Source organism: Lentzea sp. NPDC006480 (assembly GCF_040611995.1).
Classification (GTDB): domain Bacteria; phylum Actinomycetota; class Actinomycetes; order Mycobacteriales; family Pseudonocardiaceae; genus Lentzea.
Map to the genome: position 1 here is coordinate 60,311 of NZ_JBEXPJ010000023.1, position 19,710 is coordinate 80,020.

Annotated in this window: 19 protein-coding genes; 4 read left to right on the forward strand and 15 right to left on the reverse strand. The window is 67.8% G+C overall.

Annotated features, from left to right (window positions below; genetic code table 11):
- Positions 1–12 precede the first annotated feature (12 nt).
- The 6 genes from ABZX92_RS12390 to ABZX92_RS12415 form a co-directional block, all read right to left on the reverse strand.
- Positions 13–1,173, reverse strand: a complete 1,161-nt coding sequence (locus ABZX92_RS12390; protein ID WP_355557232.1) for a transglycosylase SLT domain-containing protein — start codon at positions 1,171–1,173, stop codon at positions 13–15.
- A gap of 1 nt (position 1,174) precedes the next feature.
- Positions 1,175–1,480, reverse strand: coding sequence for a hypothetical protein (locus tag ABZX92_RS12395; protein WP_355557235.1), 306 nt, complete (start codon positions 1,478–1,480; stop codon positions 1,175–1,177).
- A 92-nt stretch (positions 1,481–1,572) separates the two neighbouring features.
- Positions 1,573–2,310 carry an ESX secretion-associated protein EspG gene (locus ABZX92_RS12400; RefSeq protein WP_355557281.1) on the reverse strand — a complete coding sequence of 246 codons (738 nt, stop codon included), beginning with the start codon at positions 2,308–2,310 and terminating at the stop codon, positions 1,573–1,575.
- Positions 2,311–2,332: 22 nt separating this feature from the next.
- Positions 2,333–3,487 carry a hypothetical protein gene (locus ABZX92_RS12405; RefSeq protein ID WP_355557237.1) on the reverse strand — a complete coding sequence of 385 codons (1,155 nt, stop codon included), beginning with the start codon at positions 3,485–3,487 and terminating at the stop codon, positions 2,333–2,335.
- A gap of 135 nt (positions 3,488–3,622) precedes the next feature.
- Positions 3,623–4,222, reverse strand: coding sequence for a DUF3558 domain-containing protein (locus tag ABZX92_RS12410; protein ID WP_355557240.1), 600 nt, complete (start codon positions 4,220–4,222; stop codon positions 3,623–3,625).
- Positions 4,219–4,677: a hypothetical protein gene (locus tag ABZX92_RS12415; protein WP_355557243.1), complete on the reverse strand. Its 459-nt coding sequence runs from the start codon at positions 4,675–4,677 to the stop codon at positions 4,219–4,221. Before ABZX92_RS12415 ends, ABZX92_RS12410 begins: the two co-directional genes overlap by 4 nt.
- Before the next feature lie 454 nt (positions 4,678–5,131).
- On the opposite strand from ABZX92_RS12415, the gene ABZX92_RS12420 reads away from it, so the two are divergent.
- Positions 5,132–5,980, forward strand: a complete 849-nt coding sequence (locus ABZX92_RS12420; RefSeq protein WP_355557246.1) for an AraC family transcriptional regulator — start codon at positions 5,132–5,134, stop codon at positions 5,978–5,980.
- Here the strand turns inward: ABZX92_RS12420 and ABZX92_RS12425 are convergent.
- The 5 genes from ABZX92_RS12425 to ABZX92_RS12445 form a co-directional block, all read right to left on the reverse strand.
- A complete protein-coding gene (locus ABZX92_RS12425; protein ID WP_355557249.1) occupies positions 5,970–6,878 on the reverse strand; it encodes an ADP-ribosylglycohydrolase family protein in 909 nt (302 codons plus the stop codon). The two genes, ABZX92_RS12420 and ABZX92_RS12425, sit on opposite strands and share 11 nt — an antisense overlap.
- Positions 6,875–8,131 carry a phosphoribosylamine--glycine ligase gene (gene purD / locus ABZX92_RS12430; protein ID WP_355557252.1) on the reverse strand — a complete coding sequence of 419 codons (1,257 nt, stop codon included), beginning with the start codon at positions 8,129–8,131 and terminating at the stop codon, positions 6,875–6,877. Before purD ends, ABZX92_RS12425 begins: the two co-directional genes overlap by 4 nt.
- Before the next feature lie 16 nt (positions 8,132–8,147).
- Positions 8,148–9,125 carry a TAXI family TRAP transporter solute-binding subunit gene (locus ABZX92_RS12435; RefSeq protein ID WP_355557284.1) on the reverse strand — a complete coding sequence of 326 codons (978 nt, stop codon included), beginning with the start codon at positions 9,123–9,125 and terminating at the stop codon, positions 8,148–8,150.
- Positions 9,115–11,004, reverse strand: coding sequence for a TRAP transporter fused permease subunit (locus tag ABZX92_RS12440; RefSeq protein WP_355557287.1), 1,890 nt, complete (start codon positions 11,002–11,004; stop codon positions 9,115–9,117). Before ABZX92_RS12440 ends, ABZX92_RS12435 begins: the two co-directional genes overlap by 11 nt.
- Positions 11,005–11,117: 113 nt before the next feature.
- Complete coding sequence (locus ABZX92_RS12445) at positions 11,118–11,378, reverse strand: UBP-type zinc finger domain-containing protein (RefSeq protein ID WP_355557255.1); 261 nt, start codon at positions 11,376–11,378, stop codon at positions 11,118–11,120.
- A 28-nt stretch (positions 11,379–11,406) separates the two neighbouring features.
- Between ABZX92_RS12445 and ABZX92_RS12450 the strand changes: the two genes are divergently transcribed.
- Both ABZX92_RS12450 and ABZX92_RS12455 read left to right on the forward strand, forming a co-directional pair.
- Positions 11,407–12,975 carry a Na+/H+ antiporter gene (locus ABZX92_RS12450; protein ID WP_355557258.1) on the forward strand — a complete coding sequence of 523 codons (1,569 nt, stop codon included), beginning with the start codon at positions 11,407–11,409 and terminating at the stop codon, positions 12,973–12,975.
- A gap of 84 nt (positions 12,976–13,059) precedes the next feature.
- A complete protein-coding gene (locus ABZX92_RS12455; protein ID WP_355557261.1) occupies positions 13,060–14,142 on the forward strand; it encodes a glycerophosphodiester phosphodiesterase in 1,083 nt (360 codons plus the stop codon).
- On the opposite strand, the gene ABZX92_RS12460 is transcribed toward ABZX92_RS12455, so the two are convergent.
- The 4 genes from ABZX92_RS12460 to ABZX92_RS12475 are packed head-to-tail and all read right to left on the reverse strand — an operon-like array spanning position 14,132 to position 17,655.
- Positions 14,132–15,253, reverse strand: a complete 1,122-nt coding sequence (locus tag ABZX92_RS12460; protein ID WP_355557263.1) for an LLM class flavin-dependent oxidoreductase — start codon at positions 15,251–15,253, stop codon at positions 14,132–14,134. The genes ABZX92_RS12455 and ABZX92_RS12460 overlap by 11 nt on opposite strands.
- Positions 15,250–16,221 carry an ABC transporter substrate-binding protein gene (locus ABZX92_RS12465; RefSeq protein ID WP_355557265.1) on the reverse strand — a complete coding sequence of 324 codons (972 nt, stop codon included), beginning with the start codon at positions 16,219–16,221 and terminating at the stop codon, positions 15,250–15,252. Before ABZX92_RS12465 ends, ABZX92_RS12460 begins: the two co-directional genes overlap by 4 nt.
- Complete coding sequence (locus tag ABZX92_RS12470; protein WP_355557268.1) at positions 16,202–16,903, reverse strand: ABC transporter ATP-binding protein; 702 nt, start codon at positions 16,901–16,903, stop codon at positions 16,202–16,204. Before ABZX92_RS12470 ends, ABZX92_RS12465 begins: the two co-directional genes overlap by 20 nt.
- A complete protein-coding gene (locus ABZX92_RS12475; RefSeq protein ID WP_355557271.1) occupies positions 16,888–17,655 on the reverse strand; it encodes an ABC transporter permease in 768 nt (255 codons plus the stop codon). Before ABZX92_RS12475 ends, ABZX92_RS12470 begins: the two co-directional genes overlap by 16 nt.
- A gap of 144 nt (positions 17,656–17,799) precedes the next feature.
- Here ABZX92_RS12475 and ABZX92_RS12480 point away from each other — a divergent pair.
- A partial coding sequence (locus ABZX92_RS12480) for a M48 family metalloprotease (RefSeq protein WP_355557274.1) occupies positions 17,800–19,710 on the forward strand: 1,911 nt, incomplete at its 3' end.

Genomic DNA, 19,710 nt, shown 5'->3' on the forward strand with positions numbered 1-19,710 from the left:
GCTAACCGCTGGTCAGTAGCCCTGGTAGCCGCCGCCGTGGGCCATCGCCTTGAGGCCGGGGTGGCCTTCGAAGCCGCCGTAGCGCGAGAACGTGTACCGGACGCCGGCGATGATGTTGTCGACCGGGTTCCAGATGTCGTCGTGGCCGGGCAGCTTGTGGGCGTTGAACGTCGAGTCGATGCACTGCATCAGGCCCTTGGACGGGTGGCCCGCCTGGTAGTTCGAGTCCCACAGGTTGATGGCGCGCGGGTTGCCGCTCGACTCCTTCTCGATGATCGCCCAGATCTCGTCGATGTTGTCGTCGGTGACCGGGATCCCGTTGGCCTGCAGGATCTTGATGGCCTCTTTGATCCACTCCTCGACGTTGCCGGGAGGAGGGCTGCCCGAAGGCGGGCCGCCGCTGGGGCCCATGCCGCCACCACCGCCGCCACCTCCACCGCCGCCGGATTCGCTGCCGCCACCGCCACCACCGCCGCCTCCTCCTTGATGCTGGGAGGGTGCCGGCTGCTGCTGGGGTGGAGTGTCCGAAGAGGACTGCTTGGTGGAGTCGTCTGGCGGCGGGGTCGGGGCCCACTGGATCGCCTTGCCCGGCGCGGGCGTGAAGGACTGGGTGTTCGGGTCCTCAATGGACGAGAACTTCGGCGCGAGCGCGCCGGGGCGGCCCTTGAGGGTGCCGGCGGCGGCGTTCACGGCGCTTTCCGCTTGGGAGATAACGGGTTTCGCGTCACTGGCGCCCTCGGCGCAGTAGCTGCGGATGACGCTGTCGATGTCCTCCTGCGGCTGGCCGTGCAGCTGCTGGCGGGCCTGACGCGCGCGGCTCAGCACGTTCTCGCAGATGGTCGTCAGCTGGGTCTTGGCGGTCTCCAACGCGTTCGCGGCCGCCTCCAGGTCGGCCGCGGCACCGTTGAGCCCGTCCGTCATCGACGTGCCGGCCTTCGTGACCTTGCCCATGTAGGCGACGAAACCGTCCGCCGACTGACCCTCCCAGGCGCCATCGAGCTGGCTCACCGACTTCTGCAGGGCGTTCGACTGGTCACCGCACTTGCCGGCCGCCTGCTTCCAGCGGTTGGCGATGTCACGCACGGCCTGCGGTTGGGCGGTCTCGATCTTGTCAGCGAGCGCGGCCAGCTCAGCCCCGCCGGGCAGCCCCGCGACCTCGTCCATCGCGCTCATGTCAGACCGCCTTCAGCGAGGTCTTGGCGGCGTCGTCGGTGTCCGTGACGTTGGTCTGGATCGCGTCGAGCGCGGTCTCGACCTTGCGCAGCAGCTTCTCGGCCGCCTCGAACTCCTGCGTGCCGGCCTGGTCCATCGCCGTCACCGCGCCGGAGACAGCACCGGACGCGCCGAGCTTTCCGAAAATGTCCGGATTGCCGTACTGATTGGAAAAGCCGTCACCGATCGCGCCGAATTGCCCGGCCTGGCTGCTCACGGTCGTCCGGCACTGTTCCATGGCTTCAGTGTTGTACTTCGCCACAGCCATGCTTACCCCCTGAACGTCTCCCCGCCGACCTTAGAGCGAATTGCTCTACTCGGCCGGGTGATTGGACGCAGGGGTTGCCTCGGACGTTCCACTCAGACCTCTTGCAGGAGCTCCCAGACGGCCGCGGCGAGCCGATTGTTGTCAACAGGCGTGATGGTGCACCACTGCCGCCCGTCACTGCTCGGCTTGAGCTGCCGCAGGTACCGCCCGTTGTGCGTGTCGTGGAAGGAAACCACCCGCTTGGCCCGCTGCCCGTTGCGCTGCACCCCGAACTGCCCGCGCGTGGCCGTGCCGTCCAGCATCCCGGCCAGCTCCTGCGCGTCACCGAGCCGCATCCCCTGCCGCTCCAGCATGGTGATGAGTCTCTGCGCGTCCGTCCCGACGTCCTTGGCGGCCTTGACGAGCTCGTCGTACGGCAGGCTGATCGAGCGCCCGAACCCGGCGGGCATCTCCCCGGCCACCGACACGGCGGCCTCCGCGAGCGCCGTCCCGCGAGCCTCGATCAACCACATCTCGTCGCGATCCTGCACAGCCAGGATCGCCTCGTCCCCAATGGCCGCCGCCAGCCCGCTGATCTGCCGGTCGGCCCAGATCCACAGGTCGATCGACATGTTCGCGTTGGCCAGCAACGCGAACCCGTCGGCCAGCTCGGGCACGACCCGGCCGTTGTTCGCCAGGCCGCGTGATTCGAGTGACTCCCAGGCCCGCTTCACCACCTCGGCCTTCTCAGTGTGGGTGATGGAGGGAATCCGCGTGTCGAGCGCGACGTGCGCGGCTGGGAGGCGCTGCGCCTCCCAGACCACGGCGAACTCCACTGTGGACAAAACCACAGAACCTGGTGAGCTCAAGGGATTACTGGTCCTTCGGGTCTTCGCCGATGACGGACTGCACCACCATGCGTTCGTCGCCGAACACATCATCGGAGTCGACACCGTACTTGCGCACGTGCTCGCCGTCCTCCTCGCCCTCACCCTTGGCCGCACCGGCCGCAGGCGACATGAGCGACCCGGAACCCTTGCCCGCCACGCCACCCTTGCCGGCGGCCGCACCGGGCCGGTTCCCCTCAGGACCGACACCAGCCGCGGAGCCAGGCGTCATGGTGCCGCCAGGCCCCTTGCCCGCAGCGCCAGGACCGCCGGGCGCACCAGGGCCACCCTTGCCACCTGCACCGATGGTGCTCGGAGCACCCTTCGGCCCGGTGGGGGCGATGGGCGTTTTCGGTGCCTGGCTCGGGCCGCGCCCGCCGCCGACCACCTGTGCACCCTTCGCGGTGCCGGCCGTGGCAGCGATGCCGGTCGCCGCCGCGCCTGCGGCCGCGATGCCGGCTGGGAGGGCGGAGGGGAACGGCTTGGGGAAGCCCGGACCGCTGGCGACCGGGGTCGGAGTGGTGCCGGGGAGGATGCCCGTGGTGTTGCCGGGGATGCCTGGGGTGGGGCCGACCGGAGTGCCAGGGCCAGGGGTGCCGGTGAAGCCTGGACCGCCCGGGAAGCCGGGGCTGCCAGGGGTTCCGGGGATGCCGGTGTGAGGCGTGCCGACAGAAGGCCCGACAGTCGGGGTGACCGCCGCGCTGGCAACGACGATGTCCGGCGGCGGGTTGGGCGTCCGGAACGAGTCGATCGAGCTCTGACTGTTCGTCTTGTAGCCGTTCAGGCTGTCGATGGCCTGCTGCCGTGCCCTGTTCGTCGCCTCGACCTCGGCCGCGTGATCGGTTTCGATGCCGATGATGCTCGCGCCCTTGTCGATCAGGTTTGTCTCGGAGTCTTTGCGCAGCGTTTGGGATTCCGGCGAGTTGTTGCGTGCGGCGGTGGTGCTTTCACCCTGCCGAGCCATCGCGTCGGAGTTGCCCACCGTCTTCTGGCCAGCGTCGTCGAAGCCCTCAGAGGTGACCTTGGTCTTCTGCTGGCCTGCCTCGCCGGCCGCGCCACCCCAGTTGATGCCCAGGCCGTCCAACTGCTTGCGCAGCGTGTTGTCGACGTCCTTCAGGCTTCCCGCGAGACTGCGAAGCACGTCAGAGGCCTTCGCGAACTGCCGGGAAAGTTCACCACTGCCTGCGCTGAGTTTCTGGACCTCGTCCGCGAGCTTTTGGTTGGACCAACCTTCGAAGTTCCAGTCAGTGAGCTGTTCGCCCGACATAGCTCCCCCTCACTTCAAGGTCTTGAGAGTCTCGACCGCGAGCGCGGCGGCCTTGTTGACCTTGCTGCACAGCTGGTCCTGCGTGTCGCCCTTCTCGGTACCAGGCGAATACAGGAAATGCAGCTGCTGGCCTTCCGCGACGTCGACCGCAACAGCGCAGTCGAAGCCTTGAGTACCGGTGAGTGTGAGCTGGGCAGCACCGTACCCAGCCACATCCACGACTTTCGCGTCCACGTTGCCGGAACCGTGAAGCCAGAACGGAACACCTTTGTTCGTGATCAGACTGACCGCATAGGTGTATTTGAGGCCGTTCTCGTAGAAGCAGCCAGGCGCTTGTCCGAGACCAGCCACCTCAAGCTTCTGCGGCACCGCTTCCGCAACCTTGACCTGATCCATCTGGGCTTGGGTGAGCAACTTGCACGGGTCGGCACCATCAAGTTTCAGGTCAGCCGGACGCTTCGGCAGGTCCCCAGCTGGGCTGGATGAACCCGAAGTGGGAGAAGCGCCCGACGTGGGATTGGGCTTGCCCTTCTCCCCGCTGCTCGTACATGCCGCAACGGCCAGCAGCATCGATGCCGCGGCTGCGATCTTGAGGGCGACTTTGCTCACTTCGTCTTTCCGAACACGGTAGTGATCTCTTCGTCAGTGAACCCGTACTGCTTCGCTGATTCCTTCAGCTGCAGCCCTAGGTGGTCGAGACTTTCGACGTACTTCTCAATTCGGCCCACATAGGAATCATCGTCCGTTGTCAGGCGACGATTCCACAAACCCGCGATGTTCGCGCTCACTTCACCAGCCGAGTTGGCATCGACATAAACTCGCAGGTCGTGTTGCGCCGTTACCAGCGCACGCCGAAGTTCCTTGGCCTGGTCCTGGATGATCGCGCCGGCCTTGAGAACGTTGTCATGGTTGACGTGGAAGGTCTGGGTCGACGGGCCTGACATGAGGCCGTCCAGAAAGTTCGATGCCGAGTGGAACGCGCTGACAGCGGCCCCGATCACGCCCCCAGCCGCACCCCCGACGGCACTGAGAGCGGCATCCGCCCCCGCGCTCTCCTGTGTCACGACGTCCTACCCCCGTACGGTTGGTAACGGTTCGGTCCCGCTTCGCAGGCTACCAACGCCCGCGTAAGACGCACCTGTGGTTGGACGAAGACCACCCCTGGTTGGTTCCACGTCACTCTGAGTGCCGTTTCCGCTGGCGGCGCGTGGCGATTCCGGTAACTTCCGCGGACTTCGGGGAGGAACTGCCGCGACCACTTGTGGGGAACACGTGCACGGGCTGGCGACTTCGCCGCGTGCAGCTTCCGCGTCGGTGACTCGCCCACGATCTCGTTCGTTGCGGGGCGCACTCAGGTGAGGCTCACGGCATACGGCAAGTGGGCTCCGGACAACCCCGAGGAGTACGTCAAGGTCTTCACGCCTGTCGCCAAGCGGATGGCCGACGAGGTTCGGAAGGCGATCGGATAGGGCACAGGAAGTCGGGTGCGACCGCGGCTCAGCCCATAGCGTTGTGGACGTGCTGGAACGACTCAACGAGGCCATGGCCCGCATCGAGGTAGACCTCGGCGAGGAGGTCGACGTCAAGCTGCTCGCGCGGATCGCGGGCACGAGTGAGTACCACTTCAGAAGGATGTTCAGTGCGCTCGCGGGGATGCCGTTCAGCGAGTACGTCAGAAGAAGGCGGCTCACGAGGGCGGCGAGTGAGGTCCTCAGTGGACAGGACTCGTTGCTGGACATCGCGATCAGGTGGGGTTACGGGTCCAACGAGGCCTTCGCGCGGGCGTTCAAGGCCATGCACGGCGTGGGGCCGCAGGAGGCCCGCAGCGAACGAAAGCCGTTGCAGTCGCAGCAGATTCTCACGTTCAGGCTGGTTGTCGAAGGGAGCACGAGCATGGAGTACCGGATCGTCAACAAGGAAGCGTTCAAGGTCGTCGGGCGGGGGACGCGGGTGCCGTTGGTGCACTTGGGGATGAACCCCGCGATCGTCGAGTTCGTCAAGGGCATCGGGATGCCGACGCTGGAGCGGATCAAGCAGCTCAGTGATGGCGAGCCGGGAGGGATGCTCGCCTTGACCTACAACCAGGAAGGGGTCGAGGAGGGGGATCAGCTCGACTACTTCCAGGGGGTGGTGACCACCAAGGAGGCGCCTGAGGACATGGAGACCGTGGAGATCCCCGGGAACACGTGGGCTGTGTTCACGACGGAAGGGCCCTATCCCGAGACCATTCAGCACATGTGGCGGGACGTGTACGCGCAGTGGTTCCCGTCCAACAGCTACCAGAGCGTCGAGGGACCGTCGATGTTGCGCACGCAGATCGACGGCGACCAGGCGAAGGCCGAGCTGTGGATTCCGGTCACCAGCTGAGGGCCAGGCGTTCGATCACGTCTCGCAGTTCCAGCACGGAAAGCCAGGAAGAAGGAATCACGGACACGCCGTCGCGGGCGCCCAGGATGTTGCCGCAGATCGAGCCGGTGGAGTCCGAGTCGCCTGAGTGATTCACGGCAAGACGAAGTGCAGTAGGGAAATCTGGAGCAACCAGGGCGGCGTGCAGGCCGATGGCCAGGGCTTCTTCGCCCACCCAGCCGCCGCCCAGAGACGACTCGATCTCCTCGGGCGTCAACGGGCCGAGCGAAACCACCTTGTCCAGCAACGTGGTCTGCTCCTCGTGGCCCTCCCAGCGGACCAGTTCGGCACGTGACACAGCGACGGCCGAAAGCAAGTCCGCGCCGCGCAACAACTCCTGCACGATCACTGCCAGCACGCCCGCGGACAGGTAGCCGCTCGGGTGGTGGTGGGTGAGGCGCGCCGTTTCCGCCGCCAGTGAGAAGACCTCGCGCACGTCCGAGGACCACACGGCGACGGGGGCGGCGCGCATCACGCCGCCGCAGCCCTTGGAGTTGTTCTTCTCGTTGTGCTTCAAGGCGGTGATGCACGTGTGGCCCGGCGCGCGGCGAGAGTGCAAGCGCTGGTCGGCCATCAGCCAGCCGTCGGAAGCGACCAGAGGACCGCCCTGCGTGTGCAGCCAACGGCCATAAGCCGCGCGCACGGTCAGCAGAGGGTCCACGCCGTGCTGCCGCGCCAGCAGAAGGCCTTCCAACGTGAACAGCGTCATCTGCGTGTCGTCGGTGATCTCCAGAACAGGCAGATCAACAACACCGGAAGCACCATGAGCACGCCGGATCACGTCGATCGACGAGAACTCGATCGGCGCGCCGAGAGCGTCGCCGACCGCACCGCCCAGCAGCGAGCCGAGCAGGCTCACGGCACCGTGATGGTGCCGTCGACTGCCTTCAGCGCGATGTCCGAGCGGTGGTGCGAGCCGGTGAGGTGGATGTCCGCGACGCGCTTGTAGGCGCGGTCACGAGCCTTCGACAGCGACTTGCCGGTGCCCACGACCGACAGCACGCGGCCGCCGGCGGACACCACGGCGCCGTCCTCGCGCCGGCGCGTGCCCGCGTGCAGGACGCCCTCGGACTCGGCGCCGGTGATCACGTCGCCCGTGCGCGGCCGGTTCGGATAGCCCTCGGCGGCCACGACCACGGTCACCGCGTAGCCGTTCTCCCACTCCAGGGCGGGCAGATCTCCGAGCGAACCGGTCGACGCCGCCAGGAACAAGGCGGAGATCGGCGACTTCAACAGCGCCAGCACCGACTGCGTCTCCGGGTCACCGAAGCGGCAGTTGAACTCGATCACCTGCACGCCCGAGGACGTCAGCGCGAGACCCGCGTACAGCAGGCCGACGAACGGCGTCTCCCGCGCGCGCAGCTCGTCGACCACCGGCTGCACGCAACGTGAAACAATTTCAGATACCAAGCCCTCAGGCGCCCACGGCAGCGGCGCGTAGGCACCCATGCCACCGGTGTTCGGCCCGTGGTCCCCGTCCGCCACGCGCTTGAAGTCCTGCGCCGGGATCAGCGGCACGACGGACACACCGTCGGTGACGCAGAACAGCGACACCTCGGGCCCGTCCAGGAAGGACTCCAGCAGCACCGGGTGGCCACCGTCGAGCAACGTCATCGCGTGCGCACGGGCAGCAGCCAGGTCGGACGTCACCACGACGCCCTTGCCCGCGGCCAGGCCGTCGTCCTTCACGACCCACGTCGGCCCGAAGCGCCCGAGAGCGGCGTCCAGACGGGCCGGGTTGTCCACGATCTCGCTGTGGGCCGTCGGCACCCCCGCCGCGTTCATCACGTCCTTGGCGAACGCCTTGGACCCCTCGATCCGGGCCGCCTCACGAGAAGGCCCGAAGCAGGGGATGCCCAGGGCTCGGACCGCGTCGGCGGCCCCGACGACCAGTGGTTGTTCGGGGCCGATGACCACGAGGTCGGCCTTCCACTCCTTCGCGAGAGCGGCGACCGCCGAAGCGTCTGCGACGTCCACGTCGTAGAGCTCGGCGTGGCCCGCGATGCCCGCGTTGCCCGGCGCGCACGCCAAAGCAGTGAGCTGCGGGTCGCGCGACAACGCGAGGACAAGGGCATGCTCACGGGCTCCAGACCCGATGACCAGGACGCGCACGATGCCCCAGCGTAGTTCAGCCGAGCGCCTGCTTCGCTCCAGGGTGCAGCGGGACCGGGTCGGTGGCCGATGCCTTGTCCTTGGCGATGTCCTTCACGGCCGGGTGCACCTTCTCCAGGTCGGACTTCTTGTCGAAGATCAGCTTGGTGACGGCGCACGCGTTGTTCGCCGCGAAGTCCTCGCGGACGAGCAGCAGGTTCGGCACCACGATCGTGGGCACCTCGGCCACCCCGTAGGTCGCCGCCGGAATCTGCGCCTTGTCGTAGACCGGGCTGATCTTCTTCATCTCCGGCAGCAACGGCGTGATGTCGATGAACTTCACGCGGTCCTTCAACGACGTGGTGATGTCGGTGATCTGCGGCGTCGGCAACCCGCCCGACCAGATCAGCCCGTCGATGCTGCCGTCCTTCATCCCGTCCGCGGTCTTGGTCAGGTCCAGCCGCTGCGCCGACACGTCTGAATCGATGTTCAGGCCGGCCGACTTCAGCAACCGGCCCGCGATCACCTCGGTGCCGGACTTCGGCGAACCGGTCGAGATCCGCTTGCCCTTCATGTCCGCCACGGAGTTGATCCCGGAGTCGGCCCGCACGAGCACCTGCGTGTAGTTCGGGTAGATCCGCGACAGCGCCGCGATCTTCTCCTTCTTGCCGTTGAACGCGCCGGTGCCGTTCACCGCGTCGGCAGCCGTGTCGGCCAGCGAGAACGCGATGTCGTACGTGCCGGAGACGAGCTGCTGGATGTTCTGCACGGACGCGCCGGTCTCGGCGGAGGACGCCTTCAGCTTCGAGTTGTCGGAGATCAGCTTCGCGAGCCCCCCGCCGACCACGAAGTACACGCCACCGGAGTTCCCGGTCGCGATCGTGATCCGCCCGTCCGACGCCTCGCACGACGCGCCGCCACCCGACGCGTCCGGCGTCGTGGGCGTGCGTTTGCCGCCGCACCCGGAAACCGCCAGTGCCAAAGCGAGCGCACCAATCGCGTACTTACGCAGCATCACGAACCCTCCCACGAGTGACCAGGTGGACCGCCACGGCCACCACGAGGAACCCGGCCCCGATGGCGATCGTCAACGGCTGCAGGTAGAGCAGGAACAACGCGGCCGGCACGCACAGCAGACGCTCCGGCCAGCGCGCGGGACCGAACAACCAGCCGCCCGTCAGCACGGCGAGAGCGGCCACCCCCAGAGCGGACGCGGCGAACGTCCACACCGAGTCCAGCAACGGCCCGCGCAACAGCAAGCCGGCGCCGTTGTCGGTCAGCACGAACGCCAACGGCACGAGGAACGCGGGCAGCGTGTACTTCCACGTCTGCCACATCGTCTTCATGACATCGCCACCGGTCAGCGCGGCAGCAGCCACGGCAGCCAGCGCCGTCGGCGGCGTCACCTCGGACAGCACCGCGTAGTAGAAGATGAACATCGCGGTCTCGGCCGGCTCCACGCCAAGAGTGATCAACGCCGGCCCGATGACGACCCACGAGATGATGAACGACGCCGTCACCGGCACGGCCAGGCCGAGCACCGACACCGCGAAGGCTGCCAGCACCGCCGTCAGCATCAACACGACCACCGGCGACGACGAAACAGCCGAAGCCAGGTCGACCAGCGAGCCCGCAAGCGCTTGCCCCAGCCCGGTCTTGGTGATCGTCGACGTGACCACGCCCGCCGCCGCACACACCGCGATCACCGGGAACGCCGACCGCACGCCGACGGACAACGCGTCGGCGATCAACCGGAACCAGTCCCGCCGGTGGTTGATCAACGCGAACAGCGCGGCCACACCCGTTGCGTACACAACGGCGCGGTACACCGGGATGTCCAGCGCCAGGAACACGATGATGATCCCGAGCGACAGGAAGTGGTACCAGCCGAGCTTCAGCACGTCGAGGAACCGCGGAGCGTCCACGTCCACCGGCTGCGCCCCGAACCGCCGCGCGTCGGCCTCGACGGCCAGCGCGATGCCCAGGTAGTACAGCAACGTCGGGATGATCGCCCAGATCAGCACCGACAGGTACGACACCTGCAGGTATTCGGCGATGATGAACGCGGCGGCGCCGAGAGTCGGCGGCGACAGGATCGCCCCGATGCCGGACGCCGCGAGCAGCCCACCCGCGTTCTCCTTGGGGTAACCGGCTTTCTGCAGCATCGGCCACGTCACGGCACCCAGCGACACGGTGGTCGCCGTGCCCGAGCCGGACACCGTGCCCAGCAAGAACCCTGCCGTAGCAGCCGTACGCCCGGGCGCGGTCCGCGACTTCCGGAACGCGGCAAAGCTGACGTCGACGAAGAACTTCCCGGCGCCAGAAGCGTTCAGCACGGCGCCGTAGATCGTGAACAGCACGATGTAGGTCGCCGCGACGTCCAGCGGCGTCCCGTAGAACCCGCTGGCGTCGTTGAAGAACCCGTTGATGATCTGCGCGAAGTCGACGCCCGAGTGCGAGATCGACCACGACGGCGGCAGGAACCCGCCGTAGTAGGCATATGCGATGAACGCCAGGCACACCACCGGAAGCACCCAACCGGTCGTGCGCCGGCATGCCTCCAGGATCAGCACGAGCAACACGGCGCCGGCGATCACGTCCAAAGTCGTGAGCTGGCCCTGCCGGTTCAGGAACTCGTCAAAGCCCCCGAACAGCGGATAGGCGCCTACGACGAAGGCCAGCAACGCCAGCACCCAGTCCCACCAGGGCGGCGTGTGCCCGCGGCCGTAGGACAGGAAGACCAGCGGCAGCGTCACCGCCAGGAAGATGATCAGGTAGTACTGGCTTCCCTTGGCGAACGGGAAGAAGACCTGCTTGAGCACCAGCAGTGCGATCAGCAGGCCCGCGATCCACAGCGCTCGCTCCCACCTGGGTGAGAGCGAGCGCGACGGCATCTCCTCGTCGTGCTCCGCGACGATGCGGGCGAGGTCGGGGTTGGCCACCACCCGAACGTACTGTGGGCCCGGTCACAGCGTTAGACGATCAATCCAAAGGGATTGCAAAGTCCTCAGACGATGGCACTGTCCACATAGCACCAGCGCCAGTCCTCGCCCGGCTCGAACGAGCGCATGACCGGATGCTGGGACGAACGGAAATGCGCGGTCGCGTGCCGGTGCGGGCTCGAGTCGCAGCACGCCACGTGCCCGCAGCTGAGGCACATCCGCAGGTGAGCCCAGTTGCGCTCACCCAGAGCGAGACAGTCGACGCAGCCCTCGGTCGAGTCCGGCGTCACCGATGCGGGCAGCGCTCCCACGTGCGAACAGGTCATGCCGTCCATCTTTACGCAGAATGAGCGCATGGTCGGGCCTGAACTACTGCTGCTGCTCCTCGGAGCGTTGGTCGTCACGTCGATCGCGCGCCGCCTGAACTGGTCCGCGCCGCTGGTGCTGGTCGCGGTCGGGCTCGTGGTCTCGTTCATCCCGGGGGTGCCGGAGTTCGAGCTCGATCCCCACTTGATCCTGGTCCTGGTCCTGCCGCCGCTGCTCTACAGCGCCGCGCTGGACAGCTCGTACCTCAACATCCGCGCGAACCTGCGGCCGATCGGACTGCTCGCGGTCGGGCTCGTGCTGTTCACGACGTTCGCGGTGGGCGTAACGGCGAAGCTCGTCTTCCCCGACCTCCCGTTCGCCGCGGCACTGGTCCTCGGCGCCGTGGTCGCTCCGCCGGACGCCGTCGCCGCCGTCGCGATCGGACGCAAGCTCGGGTTGCAACGCCGGGCGATGACACTGCTGGTCGGCGAGAGCCTGATCAACGACGCCACGGCGCTGACCGCGTTCAAGGTCGCGGTGGCGGCCACGGTCGGCACGGCCATGCACCCGATCGTCGGCGTGGGGATGTTCCTGCTGGTCACCGTCGGCGGTATCGCGGTCGGGCTCATCGTCGGCGTGGCGGTCCGCTTCCTGCGCAAGCGGCTCTGCGAGGGGGTGCTGGAAAGCGCGCTGGGCCTGCTCGTGCCGTTCGGCGCCTACCTGCTCGCGGAAGAAGGCCCTCACCTCTTCAGCGACAAGATCCAGTTCTCCGGTGTGCTCGCGGTCGTCGTCGCGGGCCTCTACGTCGGTCACCACTCGCCGCGCGGGACCTACACGACGCGGCTGCAGGACGCGGCGGTGTGGCGGTCGGTGGACGTGCTGCTGGAGTCGTTCGTCTTCGCGCTCATCGGACTGCAGGTGTCGGCGATCATCAGCGACGTCGACCTGAACACGAGCCTGCTGATGGGCGCCGGTGCCGTGCTGCTGGCCACGATCCTCGCGCGGTTCGTGTGGATGTACCCGGCCACGTACATCCCGATGTACCTGTCCAAACACATGCGCGAGCGCGAACGCTGGCCGCACCTGGGCCAGGTCACAGTGATCGCGTGGGCGGGCATGCGCGGTGTGGTGACGCTCGCCGCCGCGGCCGCGGTTCCGCAGGAAGTTCCGGGACGCAGCATCATCCTGTTCTGCGCGTTCGTGGTCACGGTCGCCACCCTGCTGCTGCAGGGCACGACGTTGCCATGGGTGATCAACAAGATCGGGTTCGAGGGCGACGACGCGCGCGAGGACGCACTGGCCGAGGCCCAGATCCAGCACCGGGCGGCGCAGGCGGCGGTCGACCGGCTGGACCAGGAGATCGCGGACGTTCCCGAGCACGTCGCGGACCAGTTGCGGTCGCTGGCGGAGCACCGGGGCAACGCCGCGTGGGAACGCCTCGGGCGGCAGGAGGAGGAGAGCCCGGCGGCCGCGTACCGCAGGCTGCGCAGGGCGATGCTGAGCGCGGAGCGTGACGAGTTCATCAAGGCCCGCGACGCCGGGGAGATCGACGACGAGGTGCTCTTCCGCGTGCTGCGGGAGTTGGACTTGGAAGAAGCCGCCCTGTCACGTGAATAGACACAGCCTCGTGAGTAACCGTTCACCTGCTTTTCGTGTTGCGATGCTTGGGTGCGCTCTCAACACAAAACGGGAGGTCGAACGATGTATCGGAGAGGTCTAGCCGCCGTAGTCCTCGTGTTCGCGGGTGCGGTGGTGGCGTCCCTGCCCTCCGCCTCCGCACACGACGACAAGGGTCCGATCGTCATCGGGCACCGCGGCGCGTCGGCGTACCGGCCGGAGCACACGCTCGCGTCCTACGAGCTCGCCGCTCGCATGGGTGCCGACTTCATCGAGCCGGACCTGGTGTCGACCAAGGACGGCAAGCTGGTGGCGCGGCACGAGAACGAGATCGGCGGCACGACCGACGTCTCGGCCCGGCTGGAGTTCAAGGACCGCCAGAAGACCAAGGTCGTCGACGGCACCCCGCTCACCGGCTGGTTCACCGAGGACTTCACGCTCGCCGAGCTGAAGACGTTGCGCGCCAAGGAACGCATCCCGGCGATCCGCCCGCGCAACACGCTCTACGACGGCCGCTTCGAGATCCCGACGTTCCAGGAGGTCATCGACCTCTCCAAGCGCCTGTCCCGCGAGCTGCACCGCGAGATCGGCATCTACCCCGAGACCAAGCACCCGACGTACTTCCAGTCGATCGGTCTCGCGCTGGAGCCGAAGCTCCTCGACGCGCTGAACAAGAACGGCCTCAACCGTCGCAACGCCAAGGTCTACGTGCAGTCGTTCGAGGTCGCGAACCTCAAGCAGCTCAACAAGTCGCTGCGCGTGCCGCTGATCCAGCTGGTCAACGGTTCCGGTGCGCCGTACGACTTCATCGTCGCCGGGGACAAGCGCACCTACGCCGACCTCGTCACCCCGGCCGGTCTGCGCGAGGTGCGGTCGTACGCGGACGGCGTCGGCGTGACCAAGGACCTGATCATCCCGCGCGACGCGGCCGGCTACCTCAAGCAGCCGACCAACCTCGTCAAGGACGCGCACGAGGTCGGCCTGACCGTGCACTCGTGGACGTTCCGCAACGAGAACTCGTTCCTGCCCGCGGACTTCCGGTCCTCGGCCGACCCGGCCGCGTACGGCCGGGCCTTCGAGGAGTACGACCTGTTCTACAAGACCGGTCTCGACGGCGTGTTCGCGGACAACCCCGACACGGCCATCGAAGCCAAGGTCAAGCGCTGAGCACCAGCGTGCGGTCCCTGTCGAGCAACCCGCGTTGCTTGAGCAGGGGCCGCACGCCCTCGCCGAACCAGTACGCCTCTTCCAGATGCGGGTAGCCGGAGAGGACGAACTCGCTGATGCCGATCGAGTGGTACTCCTCGATCAGGTCGGCGACGTCTTCGTGTGAGCCGACGAGAGCAGTGCCCGCGCCGCCACGCACGAGCCCGACGCCCGCCCACAGGTTCGGGTAGATCTCCAGGCCTCGCACGCCACGGCTGAGATCACCGCCGTGCAGCGCCACCATCCGTTGCTGGCCAACGGACTCCGACTTGCTCAGCTGCTCCTGTGCCTTCGCGACTGCCGCCGGATCCAACGCGTCGAGCAGCTTCGCCGCCGCCTCCCACGCCTCCGCCGAGGTGTCCCGGCTGATCGTGTGCAGCCTGATGCCGAACCGAATCGGCCGATCGGTCAACGCCCGGACGCGTGCGATCTTCGCGGCCACATCCTTCGGCGGTTCGCCCCAGGTCAGGTACACGTCCGCACGTGCCGCCGCGACCGGCAGAGCAGCGTCCGAGGAGCCACCGAAGTAGATCGGCGGAACGGGGTCCGGCGCGGCCAGCAAGGTTGCGTCCTGCACCTGGTAGTGCTTGCCCTGGAACGAGTACGGCTCGCCGGTCCAGATCCCGCGCACGATCTGCAGGAACTCGTCCGTGCGCGAGTAGCGCTCGTCCTTGTCGAGCCAGTCGCCGAACCGTTGCTGCTCGACGGAATCTCCACCGGTCACGACGTTCAGCAGCAACCGGCCGCGCGAGATCCGTTGGTACGTCGAGGCCATCTGCGCAGCCAGCGTCGGCGAGAGCACACCCGGCCGGAACGCCACCAGGAACTTCAAGGTCTTGGTCTGCGCGATCAACGCGGCCGTGGTCAGCCACGCGTCCTCGCACCACGTGCCGGTCGGCGTGAGCACACCGGTGAACCCGACCTGCTCGGCCGTGCGCGCGATCTGGGCCAGGTAGTCGATGTCCGGCTCACGACGTGCTCCGGCGGCAGGTGCGCGCTGAGCGTGGAAGTGCTCCACGACCGTGCGGCCGTCACCGGATGTCGGCAGGAACCAGTGCAGCGTGATGCTCATGCCAGATCTCCCTGGAACCTCGTGTCGACGAACTTCCCGAAGTCGACCTTGCCGGGCAACGTCTTCTCGTCCGTGAACGCGTCCGCGAGCTCCTGCTCCGACTTGATCAGCGTGTCGTCGATCTTCACCGGCAGGTCGCCGTTGCGGTTCACCGCGGCCAGCGCGACCTCGTACTTCAGGCCCGTCTCCGCCGCCCAGGCCTTCGCCCACTCCTCGCGGTGCGTGTCGGCCCACTTCTGCGCCTTGTAGTAGCGGACCAGGTACTCCTTGAGCGCCGGGTTCTTCCCCTTGTCGTCCAAGGCCTTGCGGCCCGCGACCTGGAAGCCGTAGCCGTTCGACAGGCCCTCACCGGTGGCCAGCACGCGCGCCTTGGCCTCCTGCTGCGCCTGCGCGGTGTAGGGGTCCCAGACGGCCCACGCGTCGACCTTGCCCTGCGTGAACGCGCCGTACGCGTCGCTCGGCTGCAGGAAGTTCAGCGTGACGTCCTTGGTGGTCAACCCGTTGGCGCGCAACGTGAGCAGCACCTGGCCGTGCGCCGAGCTGCCCTTGGCGACCGCGATGTTCTTGCCCTTCAGGTCCGCCACTGTCTTGAGCGGCGAGTTCTCCGGCACCAGGATCGCGTCGGCCTCGACCTCGCCCTTCGACGCGGCGACGGCAGCGACCTTGGCGTTCGCGGCCGCGGCGAAGATCGGCGGCGTGTTGCCGACGCCGCCGACGTCGATCGCACCGGCGGACGCGGCCTCCAGCAGCGGCGGGCCGGAGGTGAACGTCGACCACTCGACCTTGTACGGGAAGTCGTTCAGCAGACCGGCGGCCGTGAGCAACGCCTTCGCCCCGCCCTTCTGGTCACCGACCTTGAGCACGACGTCGCCGGCCGGAGTGTCCTGCGCGGTCGCCGCACACCCGGTCGTGAACAAGATCGCGGCCAGCAGGCTGAGCCATGTGCGGCTAGGCAGCTGTTTCAACATCCACTCCCAGGTCGGCGAGCACGCGGGTGCGTTGCTCCACAACGGATGCCCGGCGGCGCGGGCGGGGCAGGTCGACGTGGTGCTCGGCGACGATCCGGCCCCCGTCGAGCACGAGGACCCGGTCGGCCAGCAGCAACGCCTCGTCGACGTCGTGCGTCACGAGCAGCACGGCGGGCCGGTGCTTGGCCCAGAGGTCTTCCACCAGGTGGTGCATCGCGAGCCTGGTCAACGCGTCCAGCGCGCCGAACGGTTCGTCCAGCAGCAGCACGTCGGGTTCGCGGACCAACGCCCGTGCGAGCGAGACTCGTTGTGCCTCACCGCCGGACAACGTCAGCGGCCACGCGTCGGCGTGATCCGGCAGCCGGACTTCCTCCAGTGCCTTCAAGGCGACTGAACGCCCGTCCGGCTTGTGCAGGCCCAGCGAGATGTTCCGCCAGACCGTGCGCCACGGCAGCAACCGCGGCTGCTGGAACGCGACCGACACCGTGCCGGGAACCGTTGCGGTGCCGTCGAACTCCCGATCCAGTCCGGCCAGGATGCGCAGCAACGTGGACTTGCCACACCCGCTGCGTCCCAGCAGCGCCACGAGCTCGCCCGGCGCGATCTCCAGGTCGATCCCGTCCAGCACCGTGCGCGAGCCGAAAGCCTTGCGCAGGCCGGAAACTCTCACCGCGCTTGCCATCGCAGCACTCTCCTTTCCAGCAGGCGCACCAACGCGTCGGTGGTGAGGCCGAGCAGCGCGTAGACCACGAGGCCGACGACCACGACGTCGGTGCGGAGGAACTCACGGGCGTTGTTGATCAGGAAGCCGAGGCCGGAGTCGGCGTTGATCTGCTCGCCGACGATCAGCGACAGCCACGCCGTGCCGAGCGCGATCCGCAGTCCCACCAGGGTTTGCGGCACCGCGGACGGCAGCACGACGTGCACGACCCGTTCGAAACGGCTGTAGCCGAGCACACGCGCGGCCTCGACCAGACCGGGATCGGTCTGCCGGATGCCGGAATGCAGGTTGAGGTAGAGCGGGAACGCCACACCGGCCGCGACCAGCGCGAGCTTGGGTTCCTCGCCGATGCCGAACCACAGGATGAACAGCGGGATCAGGCCGAGGTGCGGCAACGTCCGCAGCATCTGGACCGGCGGATCCAGCAACGTCTCGCCCCACCGGGAAAGACCCGCGGCGAGACCGAGAGCGACTCCGATCAGGCCGCCGATGAGAAACCCGAAGAAAACGCGGCCCAGCGAAACCAGGAATGCATCGGCCAATTGGCCGTCGGCGATCAGCTCACCGGCGGACTGCGCGACGGTCAGCGGAGAGGCCAGCTTCTCGGGTGAGAGCACGCCCGTTGAACTGGCCGTTTGCCACAGCAGAACCAGCGCCACCGGGCTGATCCAGCGCAGCGGTAGCGAGGTTTTCCGAGTAAGCGAAAGGGCCACAGCCGGAAGTACAGGCGAGCCCGGAACTCACGTCAACGACGCCCAAATCGTGAAAATGCGTCGTAGTTCGACATAATCGGCCACCGCTTGTTTTCCCGCCAACGGCCTAGTGACAGCGGCCAGTTCAGCGATCACCATTCGGACATGAACGAGGGGGAGAGATCCGCGGTGCCCTCCGGCACCACGCTCAGGTTCGCGTCGCTGGTGCTGCTGGCGGTCGCCACGACATTGCTGATCTTCGGTCAGTACGCGGTCGTGTGGCACGCCGCGACATCCCTGGACGAGGCACGCTGCCAGGTGCGGTCCGGGCTGTACCTGACCTCGACCTTCTCGGCGGATCCCGACGAGTCCAAATGGGACACTTACCGCGCGTGCATGGCCACCTTCCTCGGCGCCCGCGCGCTCTGGCTCGCCGGCGGACTGGTGCTGCTCGCCGCGGTCGGGGCGGTGATCTACTTCCTCCGGCCGCGGTGGCGCGTCCGCGGGCGCGGACTGGTGCCGGTGCCCGACGAGCTGACCGAGCCGCTCACCGAGCTGGTCAGCGCGGCGGGTCTGACCACAGCGCCGGTGTTCCTGCTCGACCCGGCGAGGTTGCGGGCAGGTGGTGTGGCGTTCGGGAACCACCAACGCAAGTACGTCGCGCTGAACGCGGGCATGCTCGCGTTGCGGCGCGAGAACCCCGCGCAGTTCCGCGCCATCGTGCTGCACGAACTCGCGCACGTGCGGGCCGACGTGACGGTCACCAACGCGACGCTCGCGACCTGGCGGGCGTTCATGGTGGTGGTGCTCGTGCCGTACCTGCTGACGTTGCTCAACCCGGCGCTGTTGTCCCGCACACCGTTCAAGCTGCCGCTCGGGCTGCCGACCAGCTCGATCACGCTCGGCCTGCTGTGGCGGCTCGCCGTGATGGCGCTGTTGGTGTTCGGTGCCCGGATTGCAGTGCTGCGCGCACGGGAGAAGTACGCGGACGCGCTCGTCGTGCGGTGGACAGGTGATCCCGAGCCGTACCGGACGCTGGCCCACGGCCGGTGGTGGCGCCGCTGGTTCGGCCTCCACCCCGCGCCGGCGGCCAGGTCATCGGCGATGCGCGACCCGGACTCGTTGCTGCGACCGGGTTTCTGGGAGGTGCTGGGCTGCGCGCTCGCCCTGCAGCTCGCCTGGTGGCACGCGGCCGCCGGGCTGCGCGACCTGACCTGGTACCGCGCCGGCAACGAGTCGTTCGTGGTCATGCGCACCGTCTGGGCGATTCCAGTGGCCGCGCTGATCGGCCTGGTCGCCTGGCGCGGTGCGGTGTTCGGACCACGCCGCGGCACCTTCGCGCTGCCCGGTCTCGCGATCGGGCTCGGTCTCGTTCTCGCAGACAGACTGGACGCGCAGAACTTCACCGCCTTCACCACGTACACCGCGATCGGCACGGCGGCGCTGATCGGCACGGCCGTGCTCGTGACGACGTGGGCCGGACACTGCGCCACGCTCGTGCGGAACCGTTGGCACGGCTGGTTTCTCGCACTGGCGCTGGCGGTGATGACCTGGACGTTGCTGGGCTGGTTCACCGAGATCCGGGTAGCCGCCGCACTGTGGCGCGATCAGTACGCCCCCGTTGTCTCCTTCATCGGCGGCTACCCGGAGTCCACCGCGGACCGGGTGGCGCTGGACGTGGTCGTCCTCCCGTTCCTGATGAACTTCAACCGCGTGCCGACGGCGCTGGCACTGGCACTGGTGTGGCTCGTGCCGTTGGTGCTGCGCCGGGAGTTCCCGCGGACCGCCGCGGTGGCGGGCGTGATCGGCGGTGTGGTGGCGGCAGCTGTGGTGGTGGTCCTCGGAACACTGGGAACGCCCTTGGTGTCCACCGCGTGGCAGATCATCGGCGTGGTCGCCGTGCAGCTCCTGGCGGTGCTCGCGACGGCGCGGCGGGTGGACCGGGTGGGCGCGCTGTTCGCGGCGTGGCTCATCGGGCTGGCGGGCACCGCGGCGATCTGGCTGTCCCGGCTCGACGGCTACCAGGTCGACAGCGTGCTGGCCACGCGGCCACTGCAGGTGCTACCCGTTTTCGGC